This is a genomic window from Mycobacterium mantenii (genome assembly GCF_010731775.1).
Taxonomy (GTDB): Bacteria; Actinomycetota; Actinomycetes; order Mycobacteriales; family Mycobacteriaceae; genus Mycobacterium; species Mycobacterium mantenii.
Genome location: NZ_AP022590.1, coordinates 437068 through 462803 on the forward strand (window position 1 = coordinate 437068; position 25736 = coordinate 462803).

Consider the following 25736-nt stretch of genomic DNA (forward strand, 5'->3'; position numbering starts at 1 on the left):
GAGTCAGCCGACGAGCGTCAGCGTATGGACGCGTCGGAGCTTCCCCGACGGCGTCTTCGGGATCATTCCCGGCTCGAGCACAACCACATTGCGAGGCCGGACATCGACCTCGGCGACCACCTCGTGCGTCACCTGATGCTCGATGCGGCGCACCTCGGCCGGGTTCTGCCAGTCATTGGACTCCACCGCGACAGCGAACGTCTCCCGCGACCGTCCGGCATCCAGGCGCACCGCCACGGCACAGCCGGGCCGGACCCCGGAGACGCGCCCGGCGGCACGTTCGATATCGGTGGGGTAGACGTTGCGGCCGGCCATGATGATTACGTCCTTGACGCGGCCGCAGACGACGAGGTGTCCGGTCTCGGTGAGGTAGCCCAAATCGCCGGTGCCATACCAACCCTGGTCGTCCAGAGCCGCGACGAAACCGCCCATCGTCACGTAACCGGCCGTCACCGGTTCGCCGCGCACCTGAATGACGCCGACGCCGCGGGCGGACAGGATGTTGCCGTCGTCGTCGATGATGCGCGCCTCCAGCCCCTTCAGCGGACGGCCAAGCGTTGTCAGTCGCCGGGTTTTGCCCTTGGTCGCCGGAACCGCCCGGTGGAGCAGGGCGAGCAGGTCTGCGTCAACCTCGTCGATCATCAAGCCCGCGCCGCACTCGGAGAACGACACGGCCACGGTCGTTTCGGCCATACCGTATGCGGGCAGGATCGCCTCCGGACGTAGCCCGAACGGTTTGCCCGCTTCGCAAAAGTCTTCGACGTCAGCCGGTTCGACTTGTTCGGCGCCCGACAGCGCCCACCGCAGGCTGGACAGGTCGAACTGGCCGGGCTGGGCCAGCTTACGAAGGCGTCTGGCGAACATCTTGTAGGCGAAATTCGGCGCGGCGGTCATCGTGCCCTTGTACTTGTCGATGAGCTTCGCCCACAGCAACGTGTCGCACAGGAAGTCCATCGGCGTAACCTTGACCAGCTCCGCACCGAAATACATTGGCACGGTCAAGAAACCGGTCATACCCATGTCGTGGAACAGTGGCAGCCAGCTCACGATCACGTCGGTATCGACGTCGACTTCTGCGCCGATGAACATTGCCTCGGCGTTGGAAACGATATTGCGGTGCGAAACCTGAACGGCCTTGGGCGACCCGGTAGAACCAGACGTCAACTGCAGCAACGCAACGTCGTCTTCGCCGGTCGGGACCGGATCGATCGGCCGGTTGGCGAGCAGCTGCTCGATTGTCAGCACCCGCAGACCCAGCTGGGCCAGAAGTGGGGCCGCGGCCACGAAAGGGTCCGAGATGACGACCGTTTTGGCGCCGATCATCTTGATGACGGCGGCGGTTTCCTCGGCCCAGCGTCCAAGGTCGGTGCGTGGCGTGGGCTGATGGAGCATGGTGAGGCTGGCGCCGCGCATCCAGATTCCCTGCCCGGCAGGCGCAATCTCGGCTGGAGCACCCGCCAGCACCGGGACGGCGTCACCGCGGTCGACCCCCGCGGCGGCCAGGCCACCCGCGATCCGACGGGCGCGCTCATGCACCTCGCCCCAGGTGTGTCGGACGGGACAATTCGGCTCCCCGGTGACCAGGCCCTTCGAACTGGACTGGGCGGTGTCATACATGGTTTCGGTGAATTTGCTCAAGACCGTTCCTTTGGCTCCGGCGCCGCAGTCGGCGTCCGCCGTGCGCCGGGGTGTCTAACTGCGGACCCGCGCGCCCGGACGAAGCCAATGCGTCGGTGTTGCGGCGCCAAACTGTCGTCGAAGATGGTGGGAGTGCGCCGGCATTCCGGTGCTGGCGCGCTAGGAGTGCCGTCCGCCGGGTAAATGAGGTGGACGATGAAAGCAGCGGCAGAGCGCGCCCTCTTCATGCGCGCCACAGATGTTTCGTCGCTCCGATCGAAGCGCGGTCTCGAGCACTCAGACACACTGACGGTACATACTTGCGGGCAATCAGCCAGCGGGGCGCGCCGATGCTGCGGACGGGGGGCAGCGACCAAGGCTTGACCACCGGACTCCGTCAGGGGCAGTCCGAAAGGACAACCCTTCGACCGTCGAATTAACCGGGTATCCAGTCACATTGCGGCGGGGATCTCTTACAGATCGCCGCCGCACGTTTCTGGAGGCTGGGCAATCAACCGTGACAAACGATACCGCAGGGTGCTCGGAAATTGCTGATGCGGTGACCGTTCGGTACTGCCACGCGGATGGGCACCGCCGATACACCGCACTCGGCGGGCAACTAGCCCGGGGTCTATGAGAGGCGTAACGTTGTTGGTGCTGATTCCATCGGCCAGTCGGGAAGCAAGTTTGGCTGTAAGCCGGGAAACTTGATGAGCGCCTGCTCACGCTGCACAGTCCAAGGTCCATCCGTTTCGTTCCGGGACAGCGTGCGGATGTCGCTCATTCGCCCGCGATCCGGAGAACCATCACAACAGCCGGCAATCATCTGCGCCTGAAAGGCGCATTCCACAGTTCTGGTGCGTCAAACCATCGAGACGGGGCTTCGCCTATTCGATTAGGCGCTGGTCGGGTGGCTTGCCGCGGCGGCTGCGCCCGTTCCGCATTCTTAGTCGCCGATGAGCGCCGAGAACCCGACATACAAGCTCGATGAAAGAGAGCAAACATGGCGATTACCGACGTTGCGGCCTTCGCTCACCTAACCGATGCCGACATCGAGAATCTGGCCGTTGAGCTGGACGCGATCCGGCTGGACATCGAGGATTCCCGTGGCGAGCGCGACGCGCGCTACATCCGCCGCACCATCGCCGCGCAACGCGCCCTGGAGGCAGCCGGCCGGGTCATGCTGACCGGTAGCTCGAAACGCTTGGCGTGGTGGGCGGGAACGGTGACCCTGGGTCTGGCCAAGATCATCGAGAACATGGAGATCGGCCACAACGTCATGCACGGCCAGTGGAACTGGATGAACGATCCCGAGATCCACTCTGCGACATGGGAGTGGGACATGAGTGCGGCATCAAAACACTGGATTTCCTCCCACAACTTTCAGCACCACAAGTACACCAACATCCTCGGCATGGATGACGATGTGGGCTACTTCATCCTGCGAGTCACGCGTGACCAGCCCTGGGAGCGCTTTAACGTCGGCAACCTGCTGTTCAATGCCATCCTCGCGCTTTGGTTCGAGTGGGGAATTGGCTTGCAGACCGTCGATTTCGAGAAGATCTTGAAGGCCGGCCCGGATCGTGACATCACCCTCCTGCAGATCCGCGAGTTTTCGGCCAAGGCCGGACGGCAGGTGGTCAAGGACTACATTGCGTTCCCGGCGCTGACCTCGCTGTCGCCCGGCGCGACCTACCAATCGACGCTGAAGGCCAACGTGGTGGCCAACGTGATCCGCAACGTCTGGGCCAATGCGGTGATCTTCTGCGGGCATTTCCCCGATGGCGCAGAGAAATTCACCAAGACCGACATGATCGCCGAAACCCGGGGCCAGTGGTATCTGCGCCAGATGCTGGGTAGCGCCAACTTCGAGGCGGGGGCGGCGCTGCGGTTCATGAGCGGCAACCTGTGTCACCAGATCGAGCATCACCTTTACCCCGATCTGCCCAGTAATCGGCTGCACGAGATCTCGATGCGGGTGCGCGAGGTGTGCGACAAGTACGACCTGCCCTACACCACCGGTTCGTTCCTGGTGCAGTACGGCAAGGCGTGGCGCACCATCGCCAAACTGTCGCTGCCGGATCGCTACCTGCACGACACCGCCGACGACGCTCCGGAGACCCGCAGCGAGCGGATGTTCACCGACTTGGAGCCGGGTTTCGCCGGCATCGACCTAGGAACGGGGCGCCGTCGGGGCCTCAAGACAGCAATCGCAGCAATCGCAACTGGCGTCGCGAAGCGCGCCCCTAACTGACATCGCCCGTCCGGTTCTGAAGGTCCGGCCATCGGCGTTTGCTAAAACCGGTGTTTCGCCTCGGCTGTATCGGTCGCAGCGTCGATCGCCGGGCAGGCCGGGCGCAATCGGCCCGGCACATTTCAACGCGCGCGGTGGACTTCGGTTAGGCGGCAGCTCGTGCGAACGAACGGCGTTGTGCCTCAGCTCTTCTCGGTGCGAAGCAGCGAATCGGTGGCCGCGGCGCGGCGGGCTGCCTTGACGTGCTTGTCGGCGCGCTTCTCCTTCAATGACTTTCCGGACTTTTTGCTCATGGCCCGTCGAGGAGACTTATCGGACATCGCTGGCCCCTTTGTCATGGGGGCCTGGGTGGTCCCGGTTCTGCGACTGTACCCCACGGCGGGAATATTCGGTCGTCACCGCGACGCATTGGCGGGTGTACCCTCAAAGGAGTTGGAAATCCAGGCAGTCCGGGCTGAGTCAGTCATACGCCGCTGATCGCACCGAGCAACCGCTCATACCGGGCACGCAGGTGGCCACCTTTAGTTGGGATTGCCTTGAGCGCCTTGGTTGAATTTCCATGTTCGACGGACTCCCCTGGGCGGCAGGGGCTTTCCGACGCCATGAGTTTCGGCATTCTGGGTACGTATCCACCGACACCGTCGGGGCTGGCGTCGTTCAGTGCCGCGCTGGCCGACGGGTTGAGCACCAACGGCGCCGAGGTCAGCGTCGTTCGGGTATCCGACGGCCCGCCATCCGCGAGCACCCGCGTCGTCGGAGAGCTGGTCAACGGCTCAGCGGCATCCGTCGCAGCATGCGCCGAGTTGCTGAACCAGAGCGACGTCGCCGTCATCCAGCATGAGTACGGCATCTACGGAGGCGTCGACGGCGCCGAAGTCATGGGCATCGTCGACAGACTGCGCGTACCGTCGATCTTGGTCGCTCACACTATCCCGAAAGACCCTACGCCACAACAGCATTCGCTTCTCGAGGTGCTCGCCGACCGGGCGGATCAGGTGGTCGTGATGTCCGAGGCGGCCAGCCTACGGTTGCGCCGGGGCTTCGACATCGCGCGCCACAAAGTCGCCACCATCCCACACGGCGCGACCGTCCCGACGAAGGCACCGTGCATGCGGAGCGGTCGACCCATCGTGTTGACCCGGGGCCTGCTGGGCCCGGGCAAGGGCATCGAGCGGGTGATCGAGGTAATGGGGTCGCTCAATGATCTGCCCGGCCGGCCGCGGTATCTGGTTGCGGGCAGAACGCACCCGACGGTGCTGGCCGCCGATGGCGAGGCGTACCGGAATGCCCGAATAGATCAGGCGCTGCGCAGCGGTGTCGCGGATTCGGTGTGCTTTGACACCGATCACCGCAGCGTTCCGATGCTCACCGCCCTCTTGCAATCCGCGGCGGTCGTGGTGTTGCCCTACGACTCGACCGATCAGGTCACCTCCAGTGCTCTGGTCGACGCCATCGCGAGCGGCCGCCCGGTCGTGGCCACCGCGTTCCCGCACGCCGTCGAGCTGCTCGCCAGTGGCGCCGGCATCGTCGTCGCGCATGACGATCCGGATGCGCTGGCTTGTGCCCTGCGCCGGGTGCTGACCGAGCCGCGCCTCGCCGGTGCGATGGCGGCCGAGGCCAGGAGATTGGCGCCCGAGGTGGCCTGGCCAACCGTCGCGCGCGCGTATCAGCGGCTGGCGCAGCGGGTCCTCGCGCAGCGACGGGCAGGGGCATGAGCACCACGTCTCCGGCGCCGATTTTCGATCACTTGCTCCGGCTGACCGACCGTCGTGGCACGTTGGTGCACGCGCGGCTCGCCGAACCCCTGCCCCAGCACGGTTACTGCACCGACGACGTAGCGCGGGTGCTTGTTGTCGCCACCCGAGACCATGGCCCCGACCGAATACTGAACGGTCTGGCAGGTGTTGCGTTGCGGTTCTTAAACGACGCACAGGCTCTCACTGGCGCATGCCGCAATCGGATGGACGGCACGGGAAGTTGGGTCGACGAGCCCGCCCTCGAGGACGCCTGGGGGCGGTGCATCTGGGGTCTGGGAACCGCAGCCGCGCACAGTAATGTCGGCTTGGCCCGCCAGTCGGCCATCATGCAGTTCGAGCGTGCCGCCCAGGAGCGCTCGGCATTACCGCGGGCGATGGCGTTCGCGGCGCTCGGTGCTGCCGAACTTCTCGTCTTCGACCCAACACACCGCGCGGCTCGCGCACTGCTCACCGACTATGCCTTGTCGGTGCCTGCACCGAACAAAGACCTGGGGTGGCCGTGGCCCGAGCCCCGACTGACCTACGCCAACGCCGTTGTGCCCGAGGCGATGATCGCTGCCGGCGCCGCGCTTGCCGACGCGCCGCTGCGGGAGCGAGGTTTGGAGCTGTTGGCGTGGCTGGTCGCAGTCGAAACGGTGGACGGTCATCTGTCGCCCACCCCTGCCGGGGGCAGAGGCGCCGAGGACACCCGGCCCGGATTCGACCAGCGGCCGACTGAGGTGTCCACGCTCGCCGATGCGTGCGCGCGCGCCGCCACCGTTGATACCGACCCGATCTGGCCGGCCGGCGTCGATGCCGCAGCCGCCTGGTTCATGGGAGACAACGACGCGGGGGAGCCGATGTGGGACCCGGATACAGGTGGTGGATACGACGGTTTGCGCTCTGACGGCGTGGACAATAACCAGGGCGCGGAGGCGACCGTGGCGGTGATCTCGACTTTGCAGCATGCTCAACATTTTCTACTGTGCCGCAATGACTTCGACGCGGGTTGGGTTCGCAATACGTAGCCCGCGATGGCTCCCGGCCGACCGGACCGGCCAACTGCTGCCACGAGTTTGGTCTTCGAGTGGTGACCACCGCGTGACGTTATCGACCAAGAGGCCGATACCCGATCGGCCCCAGGAGTTTTCGTGCAAATTTAACGGTGCCGATTGCTCCGAACTCCCGAACTTTGGCCGCCAAGCGCCGTCTACGGCGGCGCTTGTATCGTCGCGTCCGCGTAGCGCTAATCGGGTGGTGCTTGAAGGGCCGGGGGAAAGGAGGCGCCACGTGACGCTCCGGTCTACCAATTCAGCTACCGCAGATGGCTACCGGAAGGGCGGCACTCGACAAACCCGCGAGGCCTGCAGCATACCCCGGTACCGGTATGACGACGTACGAACCGGGAGCGGCGATGTAACAAATAAGGTTCTCACTCGGCGAATGGCAGTGTCCGGTGCGGCACGTGAAGGCCATATCGGCCGAGCTTTATTGATCCCCAGTGGTTTTGCGCGATGACTGGCTGCGCGGGTCTATACCCGGGTCTCCTTTTCTTCCGGGCTGATCATGAGGCCCTCGACGGTCGAGGCATTGTTGGGGCTGGCTGCTGTCATCATGATCGTGTGTGCCTGGTCTGGGTCGGCGTGCGGGGAAACGACCAGTAGGACGATTTTGCTGCGATCGAGTCCGAGGACCTCGATGGTGTTGGCTGGCTGGAGGCGATATCCGTCGAGTCGTACCATCCGTCTCCCGACCGCGAACTTAGCGGGCGGCTTTGCCCATTCGTCGATGTTGTAGATCACGCGGCCAATCGGCCCGAGTCGAACGGACAGCACCGCCAGCAGATCCGGTAGCTCCGCCGTAAGGTCGTCACTGTGCGGCCACCATGCCCCATCGACAGACCCGCTCTGCGGCGCTTTGGGCTTTAGCCTCAGGCGCGGTGTGTGTACCGGTGGGGTTTGCCGGTGTCCGACGTCCATGTGGTCTTGTTTCGGCGTCATAGCGACGCTCCTGTCTTGACCGCGAGACCGGCCAAATCATTCGAATCGGCGACGACATGGCTTTGAATAGTCAGGTGCGAAGTATCGCCGACGGTTCCCACGCTACTCGGATGGTCCGGAACGAACCACGGCACGTTGATGGTCGCAACCAGCCGGTCGGGCGTTCTCAGCGGATGGAGACGAGTTGGTCGATCGAATCCCGGGGTAAGTCGCCGTCAACGACGGCGGTCACCACCAGCCGGTTCAGCGTGATCGCGCCTCTGTGATTGTCGAGAAACGCGGTGTCGGAGGCATCACGACCAGTGGCTATCCGCACCAGGGTTTGCCGCGGCGCTAGCAGCGTCGCATCGACCACCCGCCATTGCCCCTCGACAAAAGCCTCGGCCACCGCGTGAAAGTCCATCGGGTGCACCCCGGGCGCGTACACCGACACCAGGCGGGCCGGGACGTTGACCGCACGCAGCAGCGCCACCACCAGATGCGCGTAGTCGCGGCACACGCCTGCGCCGGAGAGCAGGGTTTCCACCGCCCCGTCGATCGGATCGCTTGAGCCGGGCACATAGTTCAGCCTCGTACCCACCCACGAGCTCACATTCTCCAACAGCGTCGCCGAATCTCCATAGGTGCCGAATTCGGTTGCGGCGAAACCGTAGAACTTATCGGCCTCGGCGTAGCGGCTGGGTCGCAGATACATCGACTGGTCGTATTCGGTCACTGGCGCCGGATCGGTTTGACCCACGATCGTCGCCGAGTAGTCGACTTTCAGTGTGCCTACTGCTGCGTCGAACTTGTGGATGCGGTTGCCATGTACACCGCTGATTTCCATGGCCTGGATAGGCCGTCCGTCCAGGACGAAGCGCAGCGATTCAAAGACCTCAGTGCGTGGATGCGGGGCAACAGCAATCTGAAACTCCAGCGTCGTGGGTGCGGTGATGTCGACTTCGATCTCGGCGCCCACTTCGCGTCTCATGGCGTGATCATCCGCCAGTCGTTCCGGATCCGCCAGCCGTGCGGCGGCGCTGGGCAGGGGATGGCGCGTTCCCTGCACATGCCTCCGCCAGACCCGAACGGGATCCTTAGCAGGGACAAGGTGCCGAAATCGTCGGTGCCGCAACAGTCGTTTGTCAGCGCGTCCGCCCCGCCCAAGATCATCATTGCCCGATAACACCGTCGACAAGTGGTCCAAGTTCAATCTTCTATCTGTGCCGCTCATCGCATACCCTGGGACCCAGCGACCGATTGAGCAAGTTGCGTTCTTGTGGTCTGTTGCTAGATGGCCGTTGGTGCGCAACTGTGGTGTTAAGCAGTCAGCACCAGGCCGGCCGCCGTCGACTCTTCACTGTGTGTACAAACGCAGCACGTCTCGTTGATAGAGACGCTAATTCGGCGTGGACCTTCGGTCTTGATGCCGCTTCGCGGGTGAATCACTTTCGGCAGGGGTTACTCGATCCATGGCCCTTAGGCCTGATGTAGCAGAAACCGGGCCGGCAGAGCGTTGGTCGCTAGCGTCCCTTTGGCCCAGCCCAGATCGGAGTAGGGTGACAACGTATCGGCGGTATTTCGTTTGTGATCGTTCTGGGTCATGTCGTCGCCGATTCGAATGATTGGCCGGTATCGCGGTCAAGACGGGAGCGTCGCGGTGACGCTAGGGCAAGCCCGCAACAGCTCGAGGTGGGACACCACACGGGGCATCCATGCGGCGAGGTTTCGGTGGAAACCCGCCGCGCGTGGCATCGGGTATGTGGATGGCGCATGGTGGCCACACAGTGATGACCTGATGACGCAACTGCCAGATTTGATCGCGGTTCTGTCGATGCGTCTAGGTGCGATCAGTTGTGTGATGTACAACAACACCGAATGGAGAATAACGCCCGCCGAACTTGTGAGCGGCGGACATGTGGTCAAACTTGACGGACACCGCGGCCATCCGCCCAATACGGTCGAAGTCCTTGACTCCAAAGGCAATAAGTATGGCTTGCTGGTTGTCCCATTTCACCTCGACCCCGATCAAGCGCACAGGATTGTGATGGCAGCTGCCGCTCCGGGCGACGTGTCGAGCGTCGATACCCTGCTCATGATCAGCGTGGAAGACCGGGAAAGCCGCACCAGGAGGGACGCCGCGCGCGAGCGCTGGGAATTCGCAACGCAGGGCAAAACAGCCGATCGTCGGGAACGACCCCGGTCCTGGGGCGGGTCTTCCCGTCCTCTTCCCCCTATGGCCCTCGCGCCTCCGTCGCACCATAGCTAGGGACAACACGACTATGACAAGTGACGACACAGTATTCAGAGCCTTCAGCGACTTCGGTATTGACGACCTCCCCGCCGAGGCAACAGTCTCGCGACGCATGGTTCGGCGACTCGAGGACATTGACAATTCGACGACCCCCGGGCCGACTACCGTGGCTGCGCGCGCCGCCTTGGCGTCCAGCGTCGTCGCACATGCCGTGGTTGAACTCGAGAGTCAACTCATCGCATTGAGGAAGCAACTGGCACAAGCGAAGTGAACGACTCGTCACCGACGAAGGCGACCCCCGTTGGTGGAGTGATTCTGTCCGCATCACCGTTGGCAAGTGTTGGTAGAGGCTGTGCCTCAAGAGATTTCGTTGCAGAAAGGGGGGACGCTGATGGTTATGCGATTGTCGGGGACCGATGCGCTGTCGCTGCACACACAGAGTTCGAGGACGCCTGCGCACACGGTTACGCTGGTGATCATCGATGCGTCCGATCAGCTCAGCCACCAGCGGCTACACCAATTGGTGGCCGCGTCGCTGCCGCAACTGGCGCGATTTCGCAGCCGCCTGGTGACCAAGCCGCTGGGCGTGGGGCAGCCCGTGTGGGCCGAGATTGACGACTATGACCCTTCTTCGCAAATTCATCGCGCAACGGTTCGCGCTCCCGGCGGTCGGCGGGAGTTCGCCGATCTCATCGCGGAGTTGAGTGCCGGGCGACTGGATGGCCTTAGCCGGCTGTGGGAAGCGTGGAGTATCAACGGACTGGCAGGCGGCCGGTGGGCGTTGGCGGTGAAGATGTCGCCTGCACTGAACGACGGGGCGGCAGGAGCAGCGTCCTTGTGGCCGCGGCTGCTGACCACCGGACCGCACGCCGACCCGGCCAACAATCTGTCGACCGAGCCTAGCTTAGGCTCGCCCTCCGTCGGCGACCTCGTTACCGATGTGATGACCGAGATCGTCGAAAACCATGTCGCCGGAATGTGGCTGATCGCCGAGACGATATCTGGTGTGCTGCAGGCCGTAAGTGGTCGGCTGCTCCGCATGCGCGTAGGGATCCCGATTGCCCCGGTGGCATCGTCGATGAGCGGTCCGGTGCCGCACACAGTGTTTAACGCGCCGCTGACCAAGCGGCGCGCAGTGGCCTTCGCCTCGATCCCGCTGGCTGACGTGAAGACGGTCAGCAAGGCGTTCGGGGGCAGCATCACCAACGTTGTTCTAACTGCCTGCACACTGTCATTGCGCGCATGGCTGCAACGGCACGACGAGGTACCCGACGATCCGCTGCTGATGCGGATGCCGTTCGAGCTACCAGTCACGGATCCCCCTAGGGTTGGCAGGGCGTTGACTATCGGGCGGCTTCGCATCCCGGTACACCTCGACGACCCTGTGCAGGTCCTCGCCAATCTCCATACCGCCACCGAAAGATTGAACGCGATCCGGGGCCGCGACAACGAAAGTAGGTCTTCTCCAATTGATTTGGAGAGCATGGCCTCGCTTATCCCGCCGACCATAGCTCAGGTGGGTATGCAGCTCTACACCCGATCAGGCCTGCGGCATCAGCTCAGGCCGATCTGTCACGGCAGTGTCTCCTCCATTGCCGTTGAGCCGGTGCCGGCGTACTGTGCCGGCGCCAAGGTCGTCGGCATGCATACCGTGGCGCCCCTAGCCGAGGAAAGTGGGTTAAACATTGCGCTGACCTGCCGTGATGACGAGCTGGATGTGAGCGTGTGTGCGTGCCCGGACAATGTGCCTGCGGTCGACGATATCGCGACCGGGATCATGAACTCTGTCGATATTCTGCTGGCGGCCGCACAGGAATCTCCTCGCGGGCAAGGCCGTTCCGTCGTCACAGAGATGACGTCACATCCCGCGAATCGTGGACGCGGCCAGCCCTATTGATGGCTCAAGTAAGTCCCCGTGCTGTCGGTATGACCTCGGCTGCATTGACCGCGCGATGTACAACATTGGAGAACATGGCAACTCGTCCGGAAGTTTGGCTCGAGTCTTGAGAATTCGGAGGGCCTTTCGCCGTGATTGCGGGCCCTTGGCTGGGATGCTGTAGGGTTTTTGAATAGGTCCCTGGGTTTCTGTAGGAAGCCACTTGGGGAGTTAGAGGCCGGGTCGCTACAGCGGCGCCGGCCTTGTCCATGCCCAGGTTCGTCGCATTCGCAGCACGAGTCGCGGCCCGGATATCGCCAACTTCCGCGCTTTGCGGTGTTGTGTACGTGACCTGGGCCAGGGGAGTGCGACCGTGGCCGACTGCGAGGGCCTGTCAAACGTGTGCGGCACTGTGCGGGCGGTTCGGTAATTCCCGGCCGAGAAACATCATCGTCAGGCTGATGGCCATGGTGAGCGATGGACTCGCCGACGACGCGGAAGTTGTTGTCGTCGAAGTGCTCAGCAACGCGGTGTGGCAATCAGGGGCCGCAAACATCACCGTCGAGGTCAGTGTCACCGACGAACTACTCATCGAGATCGCTGGTGACGGACGCGGAATCCCCTCGGACGACCGGCGCCGAATTGGCCTGGCCAATATTGCCTAATCCGGCGAGGACCTCGGCGGCCACGGCATGATCACTAGCCCCACCAGACGGCGGCATTCACGTCTGCTGGCGCATACCGCTGCAGGACCCGTACCTCCATACGACAGCGGTGGCCACGTTTCAGACAGCCTGGATGCTGTACGTGTGAGGAAATGCCCTTCCTCCGGAACGGGTTACTCTTCGGCGGGATGTCGATTGGTTGCGGTCATCTCACGCGAGATTTCGGCTTGCTCGCGCAAGTATTCAGCGCGTTCCCGTCGGTCATCGGCTGCCGAGCGGTCCGCGTGGTCGGCTGTGCGACGGAGTCGCTCGCGTTCGCGCTCCGCAGCCGTGCCCTCTCGCTCATCAGCCACCCGCTCGCGTGTGTCTGCACTCTGCTCTCGGCCGCCAGCGATCTGGTCTCGCTCGTCAGCGATCTGGTCTCGCTCGTCAGCGATCCGGTCTCGCTCGTCAGCGATCCGGTCTCGCTCGTCAACGAGCCACTCGCGTCTTTGTAGGTCGGCCTCGCGCTGCACGAGAGCCTTTTCGCGCTTATCGACCTCGGCGGCCCGGTGATCGAGCTCACCGTGCCTGTCGGCATGCTCCTTGCCGATCAATCGCCCTCTCCTCTTCACGAGCCGTTCTCGGACTTGTACGCGCTGCCGGCTTCGATCTTCGCCGTATCGGAACTGTGCTGTGGATAGGTCCGAACCTCGCCTTGTTAACACCTACCCTGCGGGACAACGCCATTCAAGGGCCGATGGACCTTAACGCCGCGCGGTAGAGGCCGTCGCGGGGGGCGGTGGAGGTATGTCAGTTGATGAGCTCGACGCGGAGCAACAATCAAGTCGTCGAGATAAGGCCGGCTCGTGGGTTCGAAATGCATGCGTTTGAGCCGCAGATGTGGGAATTGCTGCGGCTGCATCACGCAAGGGCTTCCATCATCTCTGGTCAGGCCGGCCGTGCCCACGGGTCACAGCTTGGATTTCATCCGCTCCGCATCCGCCGCGCCGCTCGTATCGCATGTTCTGAACCCCCCAAAAGATTGGTCCAGTTCGTCCAGCTTGACCAGCATAAACGTCTGGCTTCTGACGTCGCCCCAGCTTCACACGCGGAAGGTCGCTGGTTCGATGCGCACCGTCCTCGCCGGCCCAGCCGCCCGACTGGGCGGCCCCCGAACCACTCCCCGGGGCCCGCGGCACGCTTGCCTGATCGCGCCCCCTAGGCCACCATAAACTGCATGAGTAAGGTAACCCTAACTACCGAGCTGCCGATCCCGGTTGAGGCGGCCTCCGCCCTGGCGCGCAAGCCCGAGCTGATGAAGCACGTGCTCAGCCCGGTGCTGCGGGTTTACCGGCTCGACGTCCCCGAGCAGATCGAGGTAGGCACCCAGGGATCGGCGCGGTTCTGGTGGTTCGGCGTGATCCCTGCCTGGACGCACCACCTGACCATCAAGCGACTCGAGTCGACCGAGATCTACACCAACGAGCACGGTGGGCCGGTCCGCACCTGGAATCACCGCCTGATATTCGAACCCATCGACGAGCACAGCTGCCGCTACACCGACGAGATCGAAACCGACGACGGCCTGCACGGGCTGCTGACTCGCGCCTTCGTCCGGCTCATGTTTCGCCACCGGCATCGGCGATGGCGCAACCTCGCGCAGATCCTCCGTTGACAGGCGCATACCCGAGAGGACGGTGAACCATGGTCGGCAACCAAGAGGGCGTTGGCATGCTGAAACTCGAATGCCCGCAAGGACATCCCGTTGGCCGAATCCTCAAAGACGCCCCGCATCAGTCCGTCCAGTTCGACCCCGGCGCCCAGGTCGGGCCGCGCCGGTTCTGGCCGGACGAGGACGAACAACCCAACTTCTCGACGCGCTGCAGGTTCTGCGACAAGCCGGTGGGAGACACCACGTCCACCCTGCAGACCAAATTCGCCTCCCTGCTGGCCGACGCGTCCGCGAGCGCCGAGACGGCCACCCTGTCTTACGTCCAGGCGGCCGCTTCGCAGAGATACCGTAAGAGCTACAGTAGCGGCGTCGCGGCGCGACGCATCCGCGGCGACGCCGACCCGAGAGGACTCTCAATGATGAAGTCAAGCGGCCGATTCGGTGATCGGGGGTGAGTCGGGTTGCCAGGTGCGGTGGTCGGGGATGAGGGCGTAGAGGACGTTGGTGCGGCGTCGAGCCAGACAGATGGTGGCTTGGATCGGCTTCTTACCTTGGTCGTGTTTGGACTGGTAGTAGGCCCGAGATTGCGGGTCGCGGCGGATCGCGGTGAGCGCGGACATGTACATCACGCGGCGCAGGCGGCGGTTGTAGCGCTGGGGTGTATGCCGGCGTCCGGTGCGTTTCCCGGAGTCCCGTGGGACCGGGGCCAGTCCGGCCCAGGCGGCGAGTTGGTCAGCCGAGCCGATTTTGGCGGGGTCGCCGACGGCAGCCAGGAACTCTGCGCCGAGTCGGAAGCCGATGCCGGGCAGGCTGGTGATCACGTCGGCCAGATGGTGGCGGCGAAATCGGCCCTCGATGTCGGCGTCGGTGGCTTTGATGCGGTCATCGAGGGCTATCACCCCCTGTGCCAATTCGGCAAGCAGGCCGGCGGCGACATCTTCACCGGGCAGGCGCACCGTTTGTGTCTTGGCGGCAGTGACTGCGGCCTCGGTGATCGAAGCAGCGTTGCGCACCCCGGCATCGGTGAGTATCTTCGTCAACCGCGAAACACCGCTGTTGCGTATCGTTTTCGGGCGCTGGTATCGCGACAGCAACACCACCCAGCCGCGATCGGCGGTCAGCGCAGCGACTCGCTCCAAGGCCGGACACACCGCCACCAACTGCTGACGCAGCCGGTTGATGGTGCGGGTGCGATCGGCGACCAGGTCTGCGCGGTGGGCTGTCAGCATCCGCAGTTCGGTGATCAGGTCATCGTCGGGCGTCAGGACCGGCAGGTCGGCCCCACGCATCCGGGATTGATCGGCGATCACCCGGGCGTCTTTGGCGTCAGTCTTGGTCTCCCCGCCGCGATAGACCGCCGAGGGCTGCCACACCGCTCGGCCGGCCAGGTAACGCACCTGCGTATCGGCAGCAGCCAACACTGTCAACAACAACGCCGCATATACCGTGGTCAGATCGACCGTCCAGGACACCTCGTCAGCCAGCTGGTCAATCTCGGCGACCAGATCACGGATGGGTTGCTCGTCGTTGACGAGCTTGCGCGAGAGCACCACCGCACCGGTGTCATCAACCACGCACACCCAGTGATGTTCCTTGCCGACATCCACCCCGGCCCACAACTGGCCCGCTACCATTCGCGCCCCTTTTCACTTGTCTGCCAACCCAATCCCCAGGGACAACCCCGCCAGCATTTCCTTAAAGAAGCGATCACATCGCAGATCTCAATCAGCGGCCAGAGAAGTCCAGACAGGCCGGGCGGCCAGTCCTCTCAAGCCGCACCGCGGGGCCGGCAAGACACATGCCGCCTCACCCGACCCACCCGGGTCACAGCACAACGCAACAACACGAAGTAACTGCACCTACGAACTTGAGGAGTCCCGTGGCGCAGACGCCGAAGAACACCCCCCGTCCACCCGAAGGCGATTGGCTGGGCACGCCGTTCCTGCGCCTCGAGCGCGAGGGCCCGATCGCCGTGTGCACCATCGACCGGCCCGAGGCACGCAACGCCCTGAGCCCGGCGATGTACTTCGGAATCCGTTATGCAGTAGGACGTCTCAACGAGGACCCGGATCTGGCCGGGCTGGTGCTCACCGGAACCGGTGACGTCTTCGCGCCCGGCGGCGACATGGGCGGCGGGGGAGGCGAGGACAACTGGATCACCTTCGGGTCCGCGCTGGGGATGGATGTCACGCCGTTTGACGCGGTGCGCACCTCGGCCAAGCCCATCGTCTCCGCGGTCAACGGACTATGCCAGGGTGGCGGATTCCAGATCGCGTTGTGCAGCGACCTCTCGGTGGTGAGCGAGCGCGCGACCTTCCGGGTGCCCGAGTTGTTCCGCGGCTACGCCGACACCTACTACAGCCAGATGCTCACCCGTGTCATCGGGCCGGTACGCACCCGCGACCTGATGTTCACCGGGCGGGTGCTTACCGCGGTCGAAGCCCTCGACTGGGGTCTGGTCACCAAGGTGGTTCCGCATGAGGGTCTGCTGGATGCGGCGAAAGACATACTCGCGCAATGCTGTCGTACCGCGCCCCGCGCTCGCGGCGTCATCAAGTCCAGCATCGACAGCTATCTCGGCCTCTATGACCGCATCGGCATGACCGCCAGCCTGTCCGACGCCGAGGCCATCGAAGGCTTCCGCTCGTTCAAGGAACGCCGCTCACCCGACTGGGTGCATCCGGACCTGCGCGTCGAGGGCCGCCTGTAGGACGCTCATATGCCCCGTGCCCGATCGCGCCAAAACGGTTCCCGCAACTGAGTTTTCAGTATCTTTCCGCTCGCGTTGCGGGGGAGTTCCGGCGCAAAGTCCACGGTGCGGGGACATTTGAAGCCGGCCAGGTGCCGTCGGCAGAATTCGATGATGTCGGCGGGATCGACCCCGCCGTCGGTGACCACGATCGCCTTGACCGATTCGCCCCAGAAGTCGTCGGGCACCCCGATCACCGCGGCGTCCTCGACGGCGGGATGCTCGATGAGCACGCTCTCCACCTCGGGGCCGTACACGTTCTCGCCGCCGGTGATGATCATGTCCTTGATGCGGTCTTCGATGTAGACGTAGCCGTCGGCGTCCAGTCGCCCGATGTCGCCGGTGCGCACCCAGTCGTCGGCGGTGATGGTCTCGGCCGTCGCGTCCGGGCGGTTCAGGTAACCGGTCATGTTCTGGTTGCTGCGCACCCACACCTCGCCGGGCTCCCCGGGCGGCAACGGGGTGCCGGTCTCGGGGGCGACGATGCGAATCTCACAGCCCAGCACCGCCTTTCCGGCCGCCAGTTGCAGCTCGGGCCGCGCCGAATCGCGGTGATCGTCGTCGGACAGCGCGGTGACCGCGCCGCACAACTCCGTCTGCCCGTACACCTGCACGAATTTCGTGTCGGGCCAGGTGGACAGCGCTCGATGCAGCAACGGCAGCGGCATCGGCGCGGCCCCGTACACGATGTAGCGCAGGCCGGCGATGGCCGCGCTCGCCGTCTCGCCCGCCTCCAGGAACCGGGCGATCACCGGGGGGACGAAGAACGCGTGGGTGGCTCCGGCGCGCACCGCCCCGATCAGCGTTGCGGCGTCAGGTTCGCGGGTCATGAACGTCGGTGCGCCGGAACGGATTCCGAACAGCGCATATCCGATTCCGCCGACGTGGAACAACGGCATGGCGACCAGGTTGGCGTCCCCGTCGGCGAAGGGAAACGCCGGTGCCAGGTTCGACGCGTGATTGACCAGCGCGCGCTGGCTGAGCAACACGCCCTTGGGGCGTCCGGTGGTGCCGGAGCTGTAGATCACCAACGCCGTCTCGTTCTCGCCGACGCTCGCGTCGGACCGCGTCGGTGTCGCCGCGGCGAGCAGCGATTCGTACTCGTCGCCGACCTCGATGATGCGTTCGACGCCCGGTACCCGGTCGGCTGCCTCCTCGGCCGCCGCACGCAGCTCGGCGCCGACCAGCAGCACCCGGGCACCGCTGTCGTTGAGAACGTGGACGAGTTCGTCGCCAATCACCCGCCAGTTGACGACGGTGGTGACGACACCGATGGAGGCGCCGGCGATGAGCACTTCGAGGCAGGCGGGGTGATTCTTGTCCAGGACGGCCACGCACTGGCCGCGCTCGAGACCGGCCGCGCGCAGCGCCCCCGCCGTGCGGCGGATCCGCGAGCTCCACTCGGCCCAGGACCACTGGCGCTCGCCGTAGCGGATTGCGATCGCGTCGGGCCGGTGCTGTGCGTGTCCTTCGACGATGCCGGCGAGCGTCTGCGCCGTACTGGTCGCCGTGTCGGCTGGTGGCATGAACCCCTCCGCGGTCGGTTTGCTCCAGTCTCTATACGCGGTCGATTCTGTGCACGCGACGCCGACCCTCGCCTGCAAGGGTCGCCGGCGCCTCACTCCATGGAGTTGATCATCATGCCGCCGTCCGCGGCGGCCTGGGTGGTCGCGCTGCTGTCCTGCCGGAAGTCGATGAACGCCGACCGGCCATTCGAGGTGTTGAGCAGCTCGGTGAACCTGCCGATCACCGGAATCGAGCCCTGCGGGTTCACCACGGTGGCCGTGTAGTCGATGGACGCGGCCTGCTGGAAGTTGGCGCCGGTCAGCGGCCTGGTCTCGGGCGGGTTCAGGCGGTTCACATCGGTCAAGACCGCCGAGGCGCCGCCGGTGTACTGGTCTATGTCGGCCTGCAGCAGCCCGGCGGGATCCGCGCCGCCCGCGGGTTTGACGGTGATCCGCAGCTGCGCGCTGGTGTCGGCGTTGTTCAGCGCCACCCAGTTCGGGCCGCGATGCCCGAGCGTCCAGCCGGGCGCGGGGGTGACCGAGACGCCGTGCGCGACGGCGATCGCATCGTTGGACATCAGCGCCACCGCGGCGGTGGGCTCGGCGTGGTGGGCGGTGAAGGCGAGGGCGACCACCGCGGTCGCGGCGGCCGCGCTGACCGCCCCGAACCTCCCTCCGGCCCGACGGGACAGCGGCTGAGGGGGAGTTGTCGACATCGTTGTTCCTAACACTGTCGGGCGCTGCGGAATTCGCCCTTGGGGTTATCGTCCTCCGGCAGCGGGAGAATTGTCCAAGATGGGTTTGCTATGGGTTGATACAGCCCACCTATCAAATCACCGGATGGATTTGTAAAGTTCAGTGCGCGAGCGGCTTTGACCAGAAATCCGGTATCCGCGACCCAGTTGCGGGGTGGTGTGTCACCATGACTGGGCCGACCCGCCCGACAGTTGAAGGATGCGACATGGTGAACCCCGACCGCGCCCGTTCCCGCACCTTCGTCGTGACCGGCGCCGCGTCGGGAATCGGGTTGGCCACCGCGCGGCGGCTATTGGCCGAGGGCGGCACCGTGATCGGGGCCGACCTGGCAGCCCCGCCCGATGATCTGGGACCGCAGTTCACGTTCGTCTCCGCCGACGTGACCGACGAACGCGCGATCGCCGCGGTGCTGGCCGCCGTGCCGGGCCGCCTCGACGGCATCTTCCACGCGGCCGGGGTCGCCGGGGGAGGTCCGGTGCACCTGCTCGAGCGCGCCGAATGGGACCGGGTGATCGGGATCAACCTCACCGGCACGTTCCTGGTGGCCAAGGCGGCCCTGGCCAGGATGATCGAACAGCGCCGGGCCGACGGCGAACGGGGCTCGATCGTGACGGTCGCCAGCGTCGAGGGCCTGGAAGGCACCGCGGGCGGCAGCTCGTACAACGCGGCCAAGGGCGGCGTCGTGCTGCTCACCAAGAACATCGCGCTGGACTACGGGCCGAGCGGTATCCGGGCCAACGTCATCTGTCCCGGCTTCATCGAAACGCCCATGGCGCACAACGTCTTCAGCATTCCCGGGATGGAGGGGCCGCTGGCCTCCATCACCAAGGAGCATGCCCTGCAGCGGCTGGGTCGGCCCGACGAGGTCGCGGCCATGGCCGCCTTCCTGCTGTCTCCCGACGCCTCGTTCGTCAGCGGCCAGGCCCTCGCCGTCGACGGCGGCTACACCGCTGGCCGCGATCACGGTGTCGTCGAACTCTTCGGCTTTCCCGACTGAGCCAACTAAGATTCGTCCATGAGCGGTGGACTTACTCCTGACGAGGCGATCGAGGCGATCCGGGGCGCCGGCGGAGCCCGGCCCGGCTGCCGCGCACTGCACGCCAAAGGCACCCTGTATCGCGGCACGTTCACCGCGACCCCCGACGCGCTCATGCTCTCGCGCGCACAGCATCTCGATGGTTCAACGGTCCCCGCGCTGATTCGCTTCTCCAACGGATCCGGTAACCCAGAGCAGCGCGACGGCGCACCCGGAGTGCGCGGGATGGCGGTGAAGTTCACCCTGCCCGACGGCTCCACCACCGACGTCTCGGCGCAGACCGCCCGGCTGTTCGTCTCCAGCACACCGGACGGCTTCATCGACCTGCTCAAGGCGATGCGGCCCGGCCTCACGACGCCGCTGCGCATGGCCAAACACCTGCTCTTCCATCCGGGGCTGCTCGGTGCGTTGCCCATCCTGCGTGAGGCGAACCGGATCCCGGCCAGCTACGCCACCACCGAATACCATGGCCTGCACGCCTTCCGCTGGATCGCCGCCGACGGCAGCGCCAGATTCGTTCGCTACCACCTGGTTCCGACCGCTGCCGAGGAGTACCTGTCGGGGTCGGACGCGCACGGCAAGGATCCGGACTTTCTGGCCGACGAGCTCAAGGCGCGGCTGGACGACGGCCCGGTGCGGTTCGACTTCCGGGTGCAGATCGCCGGGCCCACCGACTCGACGGTCGACCCGTCGGCGGCCTGGCAGAGCACCCAGATCGTCACCGTCGGCACCGTGGCGATCACCGGCCTGGACACCCAGCGTGAGCACGGGGGCGACATCGTGGTATTCGACCCGATGCGCGTGACCGCCGGCATCGAGGCCTCCGACGATCCGGTCCTGCACTTTCGCACCCTGGCGTATTCGGCCTCGGTCAAGCTGCGCACCGGGGTGGATCGCGGCGCCGAAGCTCCTCCCGCCTGACCGGCTCGCTCGCGGACGGCAGTCGTGTCGCACCGAAATCCGCGGCAGGCTAAGGTTTTTCTTCGGTGTCGCCATTTCAGATGTTCCTCATATGCCTGGCCGGGCTGGGCGCCGGTGCGATCAACGCGCTGGTCGGGTCCGGCACCCTGATCACCTTCCCGACGCTGGTCGCGCTCGGCTATCCGCCCGTGACGGCCACCATGTCGAACGCGACGGGTCTGGTCGCCGGCAGCGTCTCGGGCACCTGGGGTTATCGCGCCGAGCTGAGCGGTCAATGGGATCGGCTGCGCTGGCAGCTCCCGGCATCCCTGGCCGGCGCGGCGCTGGGCGCCTACCTATTGCTGCATCTGCCCGAGAAGGTGTTCGCCGAGATCGTGCCGGCGCTGCTGGTGCTGGCGCTGGCGCTGGTGGTGATCGGCCCGCGAATCCAGGCGTGGACCGCGCGGCGCGCCGAGGAGGCGGGCCGCTCACCCGAACATGTCAGTCCGCGCCGGATGGCGACGCTGGTGTTCGGCACGTTCGCCGTCGGTGTCTACGGCGGCTACTTCACCGCCGCGCAAGGCATCCTGCTCGTCGGCCTGATGGGTGCCCTGCTGCCGGAGTCGGTGCAGCGCATGAACGCCGCCAAGAACCTGCTGGCGCTGGTGGTGAATGTGGTTGCCGCCGTTGCCTATACCTCGGTGGCGTTCGACCGGATCAGCTGGCCGGCCGCCGGACTGATCGCCGCGGGGTCACTGGTCGGTGGCCTGCTCGGGGCGCGTTATGGGCGTCGGTTGTCGGGCAACGCGCTGCGGGCCATCATCGTGGTCGTGGGCCTGATCGGCCTCTATCGCCTGGTCGCGGTGGTCTGACGAGAGATCAGCTGCGGCAACGGGATTGACCGCACAGCTAGGCCTCAACTCAGCGTGCCCGCGGCGGCTTCGGTGATGACGTCGCGCACCTCACCGCGTTTACGCCACGCCCGCAGCTGACGCATCGCCCCATTGCCGTCGGATATGACGCGGTCGAGTTCTTCGATGACGCGGTCGTATTCGCCCAGCGACTCCAGCGCGGGGCGCACCCGCCGCACCAGCGCTGCCAATTGCTCCCTCGCCGGCACCGCGCCGCGGCCGTGGACCAAATCGAGTGCGTGGCCGGACAACCCGTCGTGTGCGGCCTTCCAGTACGCAGCGCGCAGCGCACCGGGCGGTAGCCGTCTCGCGTCATCGGGTGCGTCGATCGCGGTCATCACCGCCGCCCGGATGAGGGTGGCGAGTAGCACGGTCTCGGCAACGGTCGCGGGCACGTCGGCCACCCGCACCTCCACCGTCGGGAAGTCGGCCGAAGGGCGTACGTCCCAATAGATCATGTCCTTGTCCAGGATCACCCCGGTGTCGACCAGCATGCGCACCGCATCGTCGTACTCGTCGGGTGAGGCGAAAAACGGCGGTGCTCCCGCGGCGGGCCAGCGCCGCCACAGCACGCTGCGCCAGCTCGCATAGCCGCTGTCCGCGTTGCGGTACACCCGCGAATTGGCCGACAGCGCAAGCAGTGACGGCAGCCACGGCCGTAGCCAATTACTGACGTGGATGGCCGCGGCGCGGTCGGGCACCTGCACGTGCACGTGGCATCCGCAGATGCCCTGCTCGTGGGCGATCATCCCGAACTGGTCGCCGATCCGCCGGTAGCGAGGGGTGTCGGTGACGGGAAACTCGTGCGGTGTGGTCGGCGGAAGCCCCGAGGCCAGCAGCTGGACGCCGACGGCCTCGGCGGCCTGCGCCGCGGTTCGCCGCAGTCGGCTCAGCTCCTCGCCTAGTTCAGCACTGGTCGCCGCCACCCGCGATGTGGTTTCCACCTGGCAACTGCTCAGTTCCAGCTGCAGCTCGACGCCCCGCCGCCCGGCCTCCGCGGCAACCGCGGCGTTCTGGGCAGCCGGCTCACCGGTTCGCGGGTCGACGAGGAGGAATTCTTCCTCGGCGCCAACGGTGGGATGTTCACCCATTGAGCCGGCTGCGGCACCGAGGTATTACCAGCGAGCAGCCGCGGACAGCGCGGAGTCGACGGTCGGGTAAATCGGCAGCACGCTGCTGAGCCCGCATGCGTCGACAACGCGCGCGGCGATCGGCTCGCAGCTCACCAGGCGCAGGTCGATGCCGCGATCCCGGCAGCGCTTGGCCTCTTCGGCCAGCACCGCGAACGCGCAGCAACCCATGAAGTCGAGCCCGGTGACGTCGACCACGAAGAGGCCGGGCGCGGTGACGCCGCTGGACGCCTCGCTCACCAGGTGGCGCCAGGTGTCCTCGTTGCAGGCGTCGACCTCGCCCCCGGCGTAGATCACCACCGAGGGGCCGCTGCGGTCCGCGGTGGCCCGCAGCGTGCTGTTGGGGTCGCCGAGCTCGTAGACAAGTTTGGTGCTCAGCGTCAGATGACTGGTGGGCATCGCTTCCACAACGACGGAATTCATGATGGACCCCCTAATCGACAGGCGTCGCAGACGCCTCGATGGATGCCCGTCCTAATGTCTGAAGACAGACTGTACGCGGATGCGAATCTCTTTTCTATAACGAGACAGGCCGGTCTGTCTACCGGCCTGGGCTAAGAGTATGGTAAGTCTGGCAATGACGATTTCCGATGTCGGAACGCCCCCCGCCTCGGCGCGCGAACGTGTCCTGACCGCGGGATATGAACTGTTCAGCCGGCGTGGGATTCGCGCCGTGGGCACCGACGAAGTGATCCAACGCGCCGGTGTCGCCAAGGCGACCCTGTACCGCCATTTCGCCACCAAGAACGACTTGGTTCTGGCCGTGCTGCAGCGCCGCGAGGAGCTCTGGACCCACGGCCTGATCGAGGAGCAGTCGCGGCTGCGTGCCACCACCCCCGATGAACAATTGCTGGCGATCTTCGACGTCATGCATGACTGGTTCCAGTTGCGCGATGGATACGAGGGCTGCTCGTTCATCAACGTGCTGCTCGAACTGGGGCCGGAGCACCCGGCGGGGCAGGCCTGTCTCGTCCACATCGAGCACGTCCGTGACATCGTGCGCCGGCGGGCAGTCGCGGCCGGCCTGACCGACGTCGAGGACTTCGCCTCTTCCTGGCACATCCTGATGAAAGGCGCCATCGTGCTGGCCGCCGTCGGCGACCTCGACGCCGCGCTGCGCGCCCGCAAGATGGCCCGCACCCTGATCGACGAGCATCGGCCGCCACTGGTGGCGGACACCGGCGAGGCCGTTTAGTCAGACGGTGTCGGGCGCGGTGGTGCCGGTCTTGCGGTAATGCTCGGCCTCCAATTCCTCGATCATTCGGGATGTGCGCTCCCGCAACAGGATTGCCGCGGTCAGCCCGGCCGCGACGGCGACCACCAGCCCGATCCAGGAGAACCGTTCCAACCAGCGTTCGGCGGCGATTCCGGCGAAGTACACCAGTGCGGTGGTGCCGCCCGCCCAGCAGATCGCGCCCGAGACGTTGGCCGCCAGGAAACGGGGGTAATGCATGTTCAGCGCCCCGGCCAGCGGCCCGGCCAGGATCCGCAGCAGCGCGACGAAGCGGCCGAGGAAGACGGCTCGAACACCCCAGCGGTTGAACAACTTTTCGGCGAGCGCGACGTGTCCGGGTCCGAAATGTTTCGGAAACCGCCGCCCGAGCCGCTCGAAAAGCGGCATGCCGAACCGGCGCCCGATCGCGTAGCCGATCGAATCGCCGATCACCGCGCCGATCACCGCGGCGATCCCCACGCCGAGCGGATTGACGGCCAGGTCATGGTGCGACGACATCAGCGCGGCCGTGACCAGCACGATCTCGCCCGGCAGGGGAATGCCCAGGCTCTCGATCCCGACCACACCGCCGACCATCAGATAGACCGCAAGCGGCGGAATCGAGTGCAGCACCGGCTCGAGATTCATGCGTCAAGGATGCCTGACCGACCGAGGATCCGTGCCTTAAGGTGTGCGCTTGAATTCGCTTGCGGCGCCCAGCCCCTCCAGCCGCGGGCGTTTGGGTTCGCGCCCGTCGTACGAGGAGAGGCCGCGCAGTCGCCGCCAGATCCACGGGAAGAAACTCTCCTGTGTCCAGCGCAACTGTTCGTACGTGCCGGCGGCTAAGGAACGCTGGGTGGGGGCCAGGCCGCCGCGTGCCCAATCATGGTTGCTGTCAGGAAGATTGAGCGCTTCGGCGGCTGCGGCGGCGAACAATATATGGCCCTTGCTGGACGCGTGTACCCGGTCGATGGCCCAGGTGTCCAACTCGCGCATCGAGGGCGCGTTGTACAGGTCGACGAGCCGGAACCCGTAGCGATGGGCGGCCGCCCTGATCGCCCCGTTGATGCGGGTGAGCCGCCCCGCCACCAGCCGTCCCAGCGGGAGGAACTGCGCCACGTTCGGGAAGGTCGTCGTCACCACCGTCGCACCCGACTCGGCCAGCGCCGCGTAGATGTGCTCGAGGTCGACTAGGGCGGGGGAGAAGGATCGCCCCGGCTGGATGACATCGTTCATCCCGGCGCAGACGGTGATCAGATCGGGCCGCATCGCCAGCGCCTGCGGAAGCTGCTCGGTGAGCACGTGGCCGATCCGCTTCCCGCGAATCGCGAGGTTGGCGTACTGCAGGCCGGGGTAGAGCGAGTCGACCATCACCGCGAGCCGGTCGGCGAATCCGAGCAGGCCGACGGTGTCGTCGCCGTCCCACAAGCCCTCTGTCTGGCTGTCACCGATGGCGACGTAACGGTGGTATCCAACGTGAGTAGCCCCGCTCACGATGCCG

23 protein-coding genes and 1 pseudogene are annotated in these 25736 nt (G+C 65.5%); 14 read left to right on the forward strand and 10 right to left on the reverse strand.

Annotation, left to right across the window (positions count from 1 at the left end; translation table 11 throughout):
• Positions 1 to 3: 3 nt before the first annotated feature.
• Positions 4 to 1638 carry a fatty acyl-AMP ligase gene (locus G6N50_RS02295; RefSeq protein ID WP_083094935.1) on the reverse strand — a complete coding sequence of 545 codons (1635 nt, stop codon included), beginning with the start codon at positions 1636 to 1638 and terminating at the stop codon, positions 4 to 6.
• A gap of 982 nt (positions 1639 to 2620) precedes the next feature.
• Here G6N50_RS02295 and G6N50_RS02300 point away from each other — a divergent pair.
• From G6N50_RS02300 to G6N50_RS02310, 3 genes are all read left to right on the forward strand, one after another.
• On the forward strand, positions 2621 to 3871 hold the full coding sequence (locus G6N50_RS02300) for a fatty acid desaturase family protein (RefSeq protein WP_083094934.1): 1251 nt from the start codon (positions 2621 to 2623) through the stop codon (positions 3869 to 3871).
• 602 nt (positions 3872 to 4473) lie between these two features.
• The gene (locus G6N50_RS02305; RefSeq protein WP_083094933.1) at positions 4474 to 5586 is read left to right on the forward strand and encodes a glycosyltransferase; all 1113 of its coding nucleotides are present in this window, start codon (positions 4474 to 4476) and stop codon (positions 5584 to 5586) included.
• The gene (locus tag G6N50_RS02310) at positions 5583 to 6635 is read left to right on the forward strand and encodes a glycosyltransferase (protein WP_083094932.1); all 1053 of its coding nucleotides are present in this window, start codon (positions 5583 to 5585) and stop codon (positions 6633 to 6635) included. Before G6N50_RS02305 ends, G6N50_RS02310 begins: the two co-directional genes overlap by 4 nt.
• A 504-nt stretch (positions 6636 to 7139) precedes the next feature.
• On the opposite strand, the gene G6N50_RS02315 is transcribed toward G6N50_RS02310, so the two are convergent.
• Positions 7140 to 7607: a DUF5994 family protein gene (locus G6N50_RS02315; RefSeq protein ID WP_083094931.1), complete on the reverse strand. Its 468-nt coding sequence runs from the start codon at positions 7605 to 7607 to the stop codon at positions 7140 to 7142.
• A 166-nt stretch (positions 7608 to 7773) separates the two neighbouring features.
• The gene (locus G6N50_RS02320; protein ID WP_179970086.1) at positions 7774 to 8577 is read right to left on the reverse strand and encodes a transglutaminase-like domain-containing protein; all 804 of its coding nucleotides are present in this window, start codon (positions 8575 to 8577) and stop codon (positions 7774 to 7776) included.
• A gap of 720 nt (positions 8578 to 9297) precedes the next feature.
• Here G6N50_RS02320 and G6N50_RS02325 point away from each other — a divergent pair.
• From G6N50_RS02325 to G6N50_RS02350, 6 genes and pseudogenes are all read left to right on the forward strand, one after another.
• Positions 9298 to 9855, forward strand: a complete 558-nt coding sequence (locus G6N50_RS02325) for a DUF5994 family protein (protein ID WP_372509920.1) — start codon at positions 9298 to 9300, stop codon at positions 9853 to 9855.
• Positions 9856 to 10237: 382 nt separating this feature from the next.
• On the forward strand, positions 10238 to 11737 hold the full coding sequence (locus G6N50_RS02330) for a wax ester/triacylglycerol synthase domain-containing protein (RefSeq protein WP_232069035.1): 1500 nt from the start codon (positions 10238 to 10240) through the stop codon (positions 11735 to 11737).
• 440 nt (positions 11738 to 12177) lie between these two features.
• On the forward strand, positions 12178 to 12381 hold the full coding sequence (locus G6N50_RS02335) for an ATP-binding protein (protein ID WP_083094927.1): 204 nt from the start codon (positions 12178 to 12180) through the stop codon (positions 12379 to 12381).
• Positions 12382 to 12569: 188 nt separating this feature from the next.
• Positions 12570 to 12878, forward strand: coding sequence for a hypothetical protein (locus G6N50_RS29995; protein ID WP_158086061.1), 309 nt, complete (start codon positions 12570 to 12572; stop codon positions 12876 to 12878).
• Positions 12879 to 13600: 722 nt separating this feature from the next.
• Positions 13601 to 14038, forward strand: coding sequence for an SRPBCC family protein (locus G6N50_RS02345; RefSeq protein WP_169926955.1), 438 nt, complete (start codon positions 13601 to 13603; stop codon positions 14036 to 14038).
• Between the two features lie 29 nt (positions 14039 to 14067).
• Positions 14068 to 14358: pseudogene (locus G6N50_RS02350) on the forward strand (hypothetical protein); the annotation flags it as partial.
• Positions 14359 to 14460: 102 nt separating this feature from the next.
• Here G6N50_RS02350 and G6N50_RS02355 read toward each other — a convergent pair.
• Complete coding sequence (locus G6N50_RS02355) at positions 14461 to 15669, reverse strand: IS110 family RNA-guided transposase (RefSeq protein ID WP_142275522.1); 1209 nt, start codon at positions 15667 to 15669, stop codon at positions 14461 to 14463.
• A 245-nt stretch (positions 15670 to 15914) separates the two neighbouring features.
• Between G6N50_RS02355 and G6N50_RS02360 the strand changes: the two genes are divergently transcribed.
• A complete protein-coding gene (locus tag G6N50_RS02360) occupies positions 15915 to 16745 on the forward strand; it encodes an enoyl-CoA hydratase/isomerase family protein (protein WP_083094925.1) in 831 nt (276 codons plus the stop codon).
• 5 nt (positions 16746 to 16750) lie between these two features.
• Here the strand turns inward: G6N50_RS02360 and G6N50_RS02365 are convergent, their stop codons facing one another.
• Together G6N50_RS02365 and G6N50_RS02370 are read right to left on the reverse strand one after the other, a co-directional pair.
• Positions 16751 to 18310, reverse strand: a complete 1560-nt coding sequence (locus G6N50_RS02365; RefSeq protein WP_083094924.1) for a long-chain-fatty-acid--CoA ligase — start codon at positions 18308 to 18310, stop codon at positions 16751 to 16753.
• 92 nt (positions 18311 to 18402) lie between these two features.
• The gene (locus tag G6N50_RS02370; RefSeq protein WP_232068869.1) at positions 18403 to 19005 is read right to left on the reverse strand and encodes a hypothetical protein; all 603 of its coding nucleotides are present in this window, start codon (positions 19003 to 19005) and stop codon (positions 18403 to 18405) included.
• Positions 19006 to 19250: 245 nt separating this feature from the next.
• Here G6N50_RS02370 and G6N50_RS02375 point away from each other — a divergent pair, with 245 nt between their 5' ends.
• From G6N50_RS02375 to G6N50_RS02385, 3 genes are all read left to right on the forward strand, one after another.
• The gene (locus G6N50_RS02375; RefSeq protein WP_083094923.1) at positions 19251 to 20042 is read left to right on the forward strand and encodes an SDR family NAD(P)-dependent oxidoreductase; all 792 of its coding nucleotides are present in this window, start codon (positions 19251 to 19253) and stop codon (positions 20040 to 20042) included.
• Positions 20043 to 20060: 18 nt separating this feature from the next.
• Positions 20061 to 21002, forward strand: coding sequence for a catalase family peroxidase (locus G6N50_RS02380; protein WP_083094922.1), 942 nt, complete (start codon positions 20061 to 20063; stop codon positions 21000 to 21002).
• 65 nt (positions 21003 to 21067) lie between these two features.
• Positions 21068 to 21853, forward strand: coding sequence for a sulfite exporter TauE/SafE family protein (locus G6N50_RS02385; RefSeq protein ID WP_083094921.1), 786 nt, complete (start codon positions 21068 to 21070; stop codon positions 21851 to 21853).
• A gap of 44 nt (positions 21854 to 21897) precedes the next feature.
• Here G6N50_RS02385 and G6N50_RS02390 read toward each other — a convergent pair whose 3' ends face one another.
• On the reverse strand, positions 21898 to 22983 hold the full coding sequence (locus G6N50_RS02390) for a glutamate--cysteine ligase 2 (RefSeq protein WP_083094920.1): 1086 nt from the start codon (positions 22981 to 22983) through the stop codon (positions 21898 to 21900).
• A 24-nt stretch (positions 22984 to 23007) separates the two neighbouring features.
• Complete coding sequence (locus G6N50_RS02395; protein ID WP_083094919.1) at positions 23008 to 23445, reverse strand: anti-sigma factor antagonist; 438 nt, start codon at positions 23443 to 23445, stop codon at positions 23008 to 23010.
• Positions 23446 to 23599: 154 nt separating this feature from the next.
• On the opposite strand from G6N50_RS02395, the gene G6N50_RS02400 reads away from it, so the two are divergent.
• On the forward strand, positions 23600 to 24217 hold the full coding sequence (locus tag G6N50_RS02400; RefSeq protein ID WP_083094918.1) for a TetR/AcrR family transcriptional regulator: 618 nt from the start codon (positions 23600 to 23602) through the stop codon (positions 24215 to 24217).
• Here the strand turns inward: G6N50_RS02400 and G6N50_RS02405 are convergent, their stop codons facing one another.
• Together G6N50_RS02405 and G6N50_RS02410 are read right to left on the reverse strand one after the other, a co-directional pair.
• Positions 24218 to 24883, reverse strand: a complete 666-nt coding sequence (locus G6N50_RS02405) for a DedA family protein (protein ID WP_083094917.1) — start codon at positions 24881 to 24883, stop codon at positions 24218 to 24220.
• Positions 24884 to 24919: 36 nt separating this feature from the next.
• The gene (locus tag G6N50_RS02410) at positions 24920 to 25729 is read right to left on the reverse strand and encodes an SGNH/GDSL hydrolase family protein (protein ID WP_083094916.1); all 810 of its coding nucleotides are present in this window, start codon (positions 25727 to 25729) and stop codon (positions 24920 to 24922) included.
• Positions 25730 to 25736 lie beyond the last annotated feature (7 nt).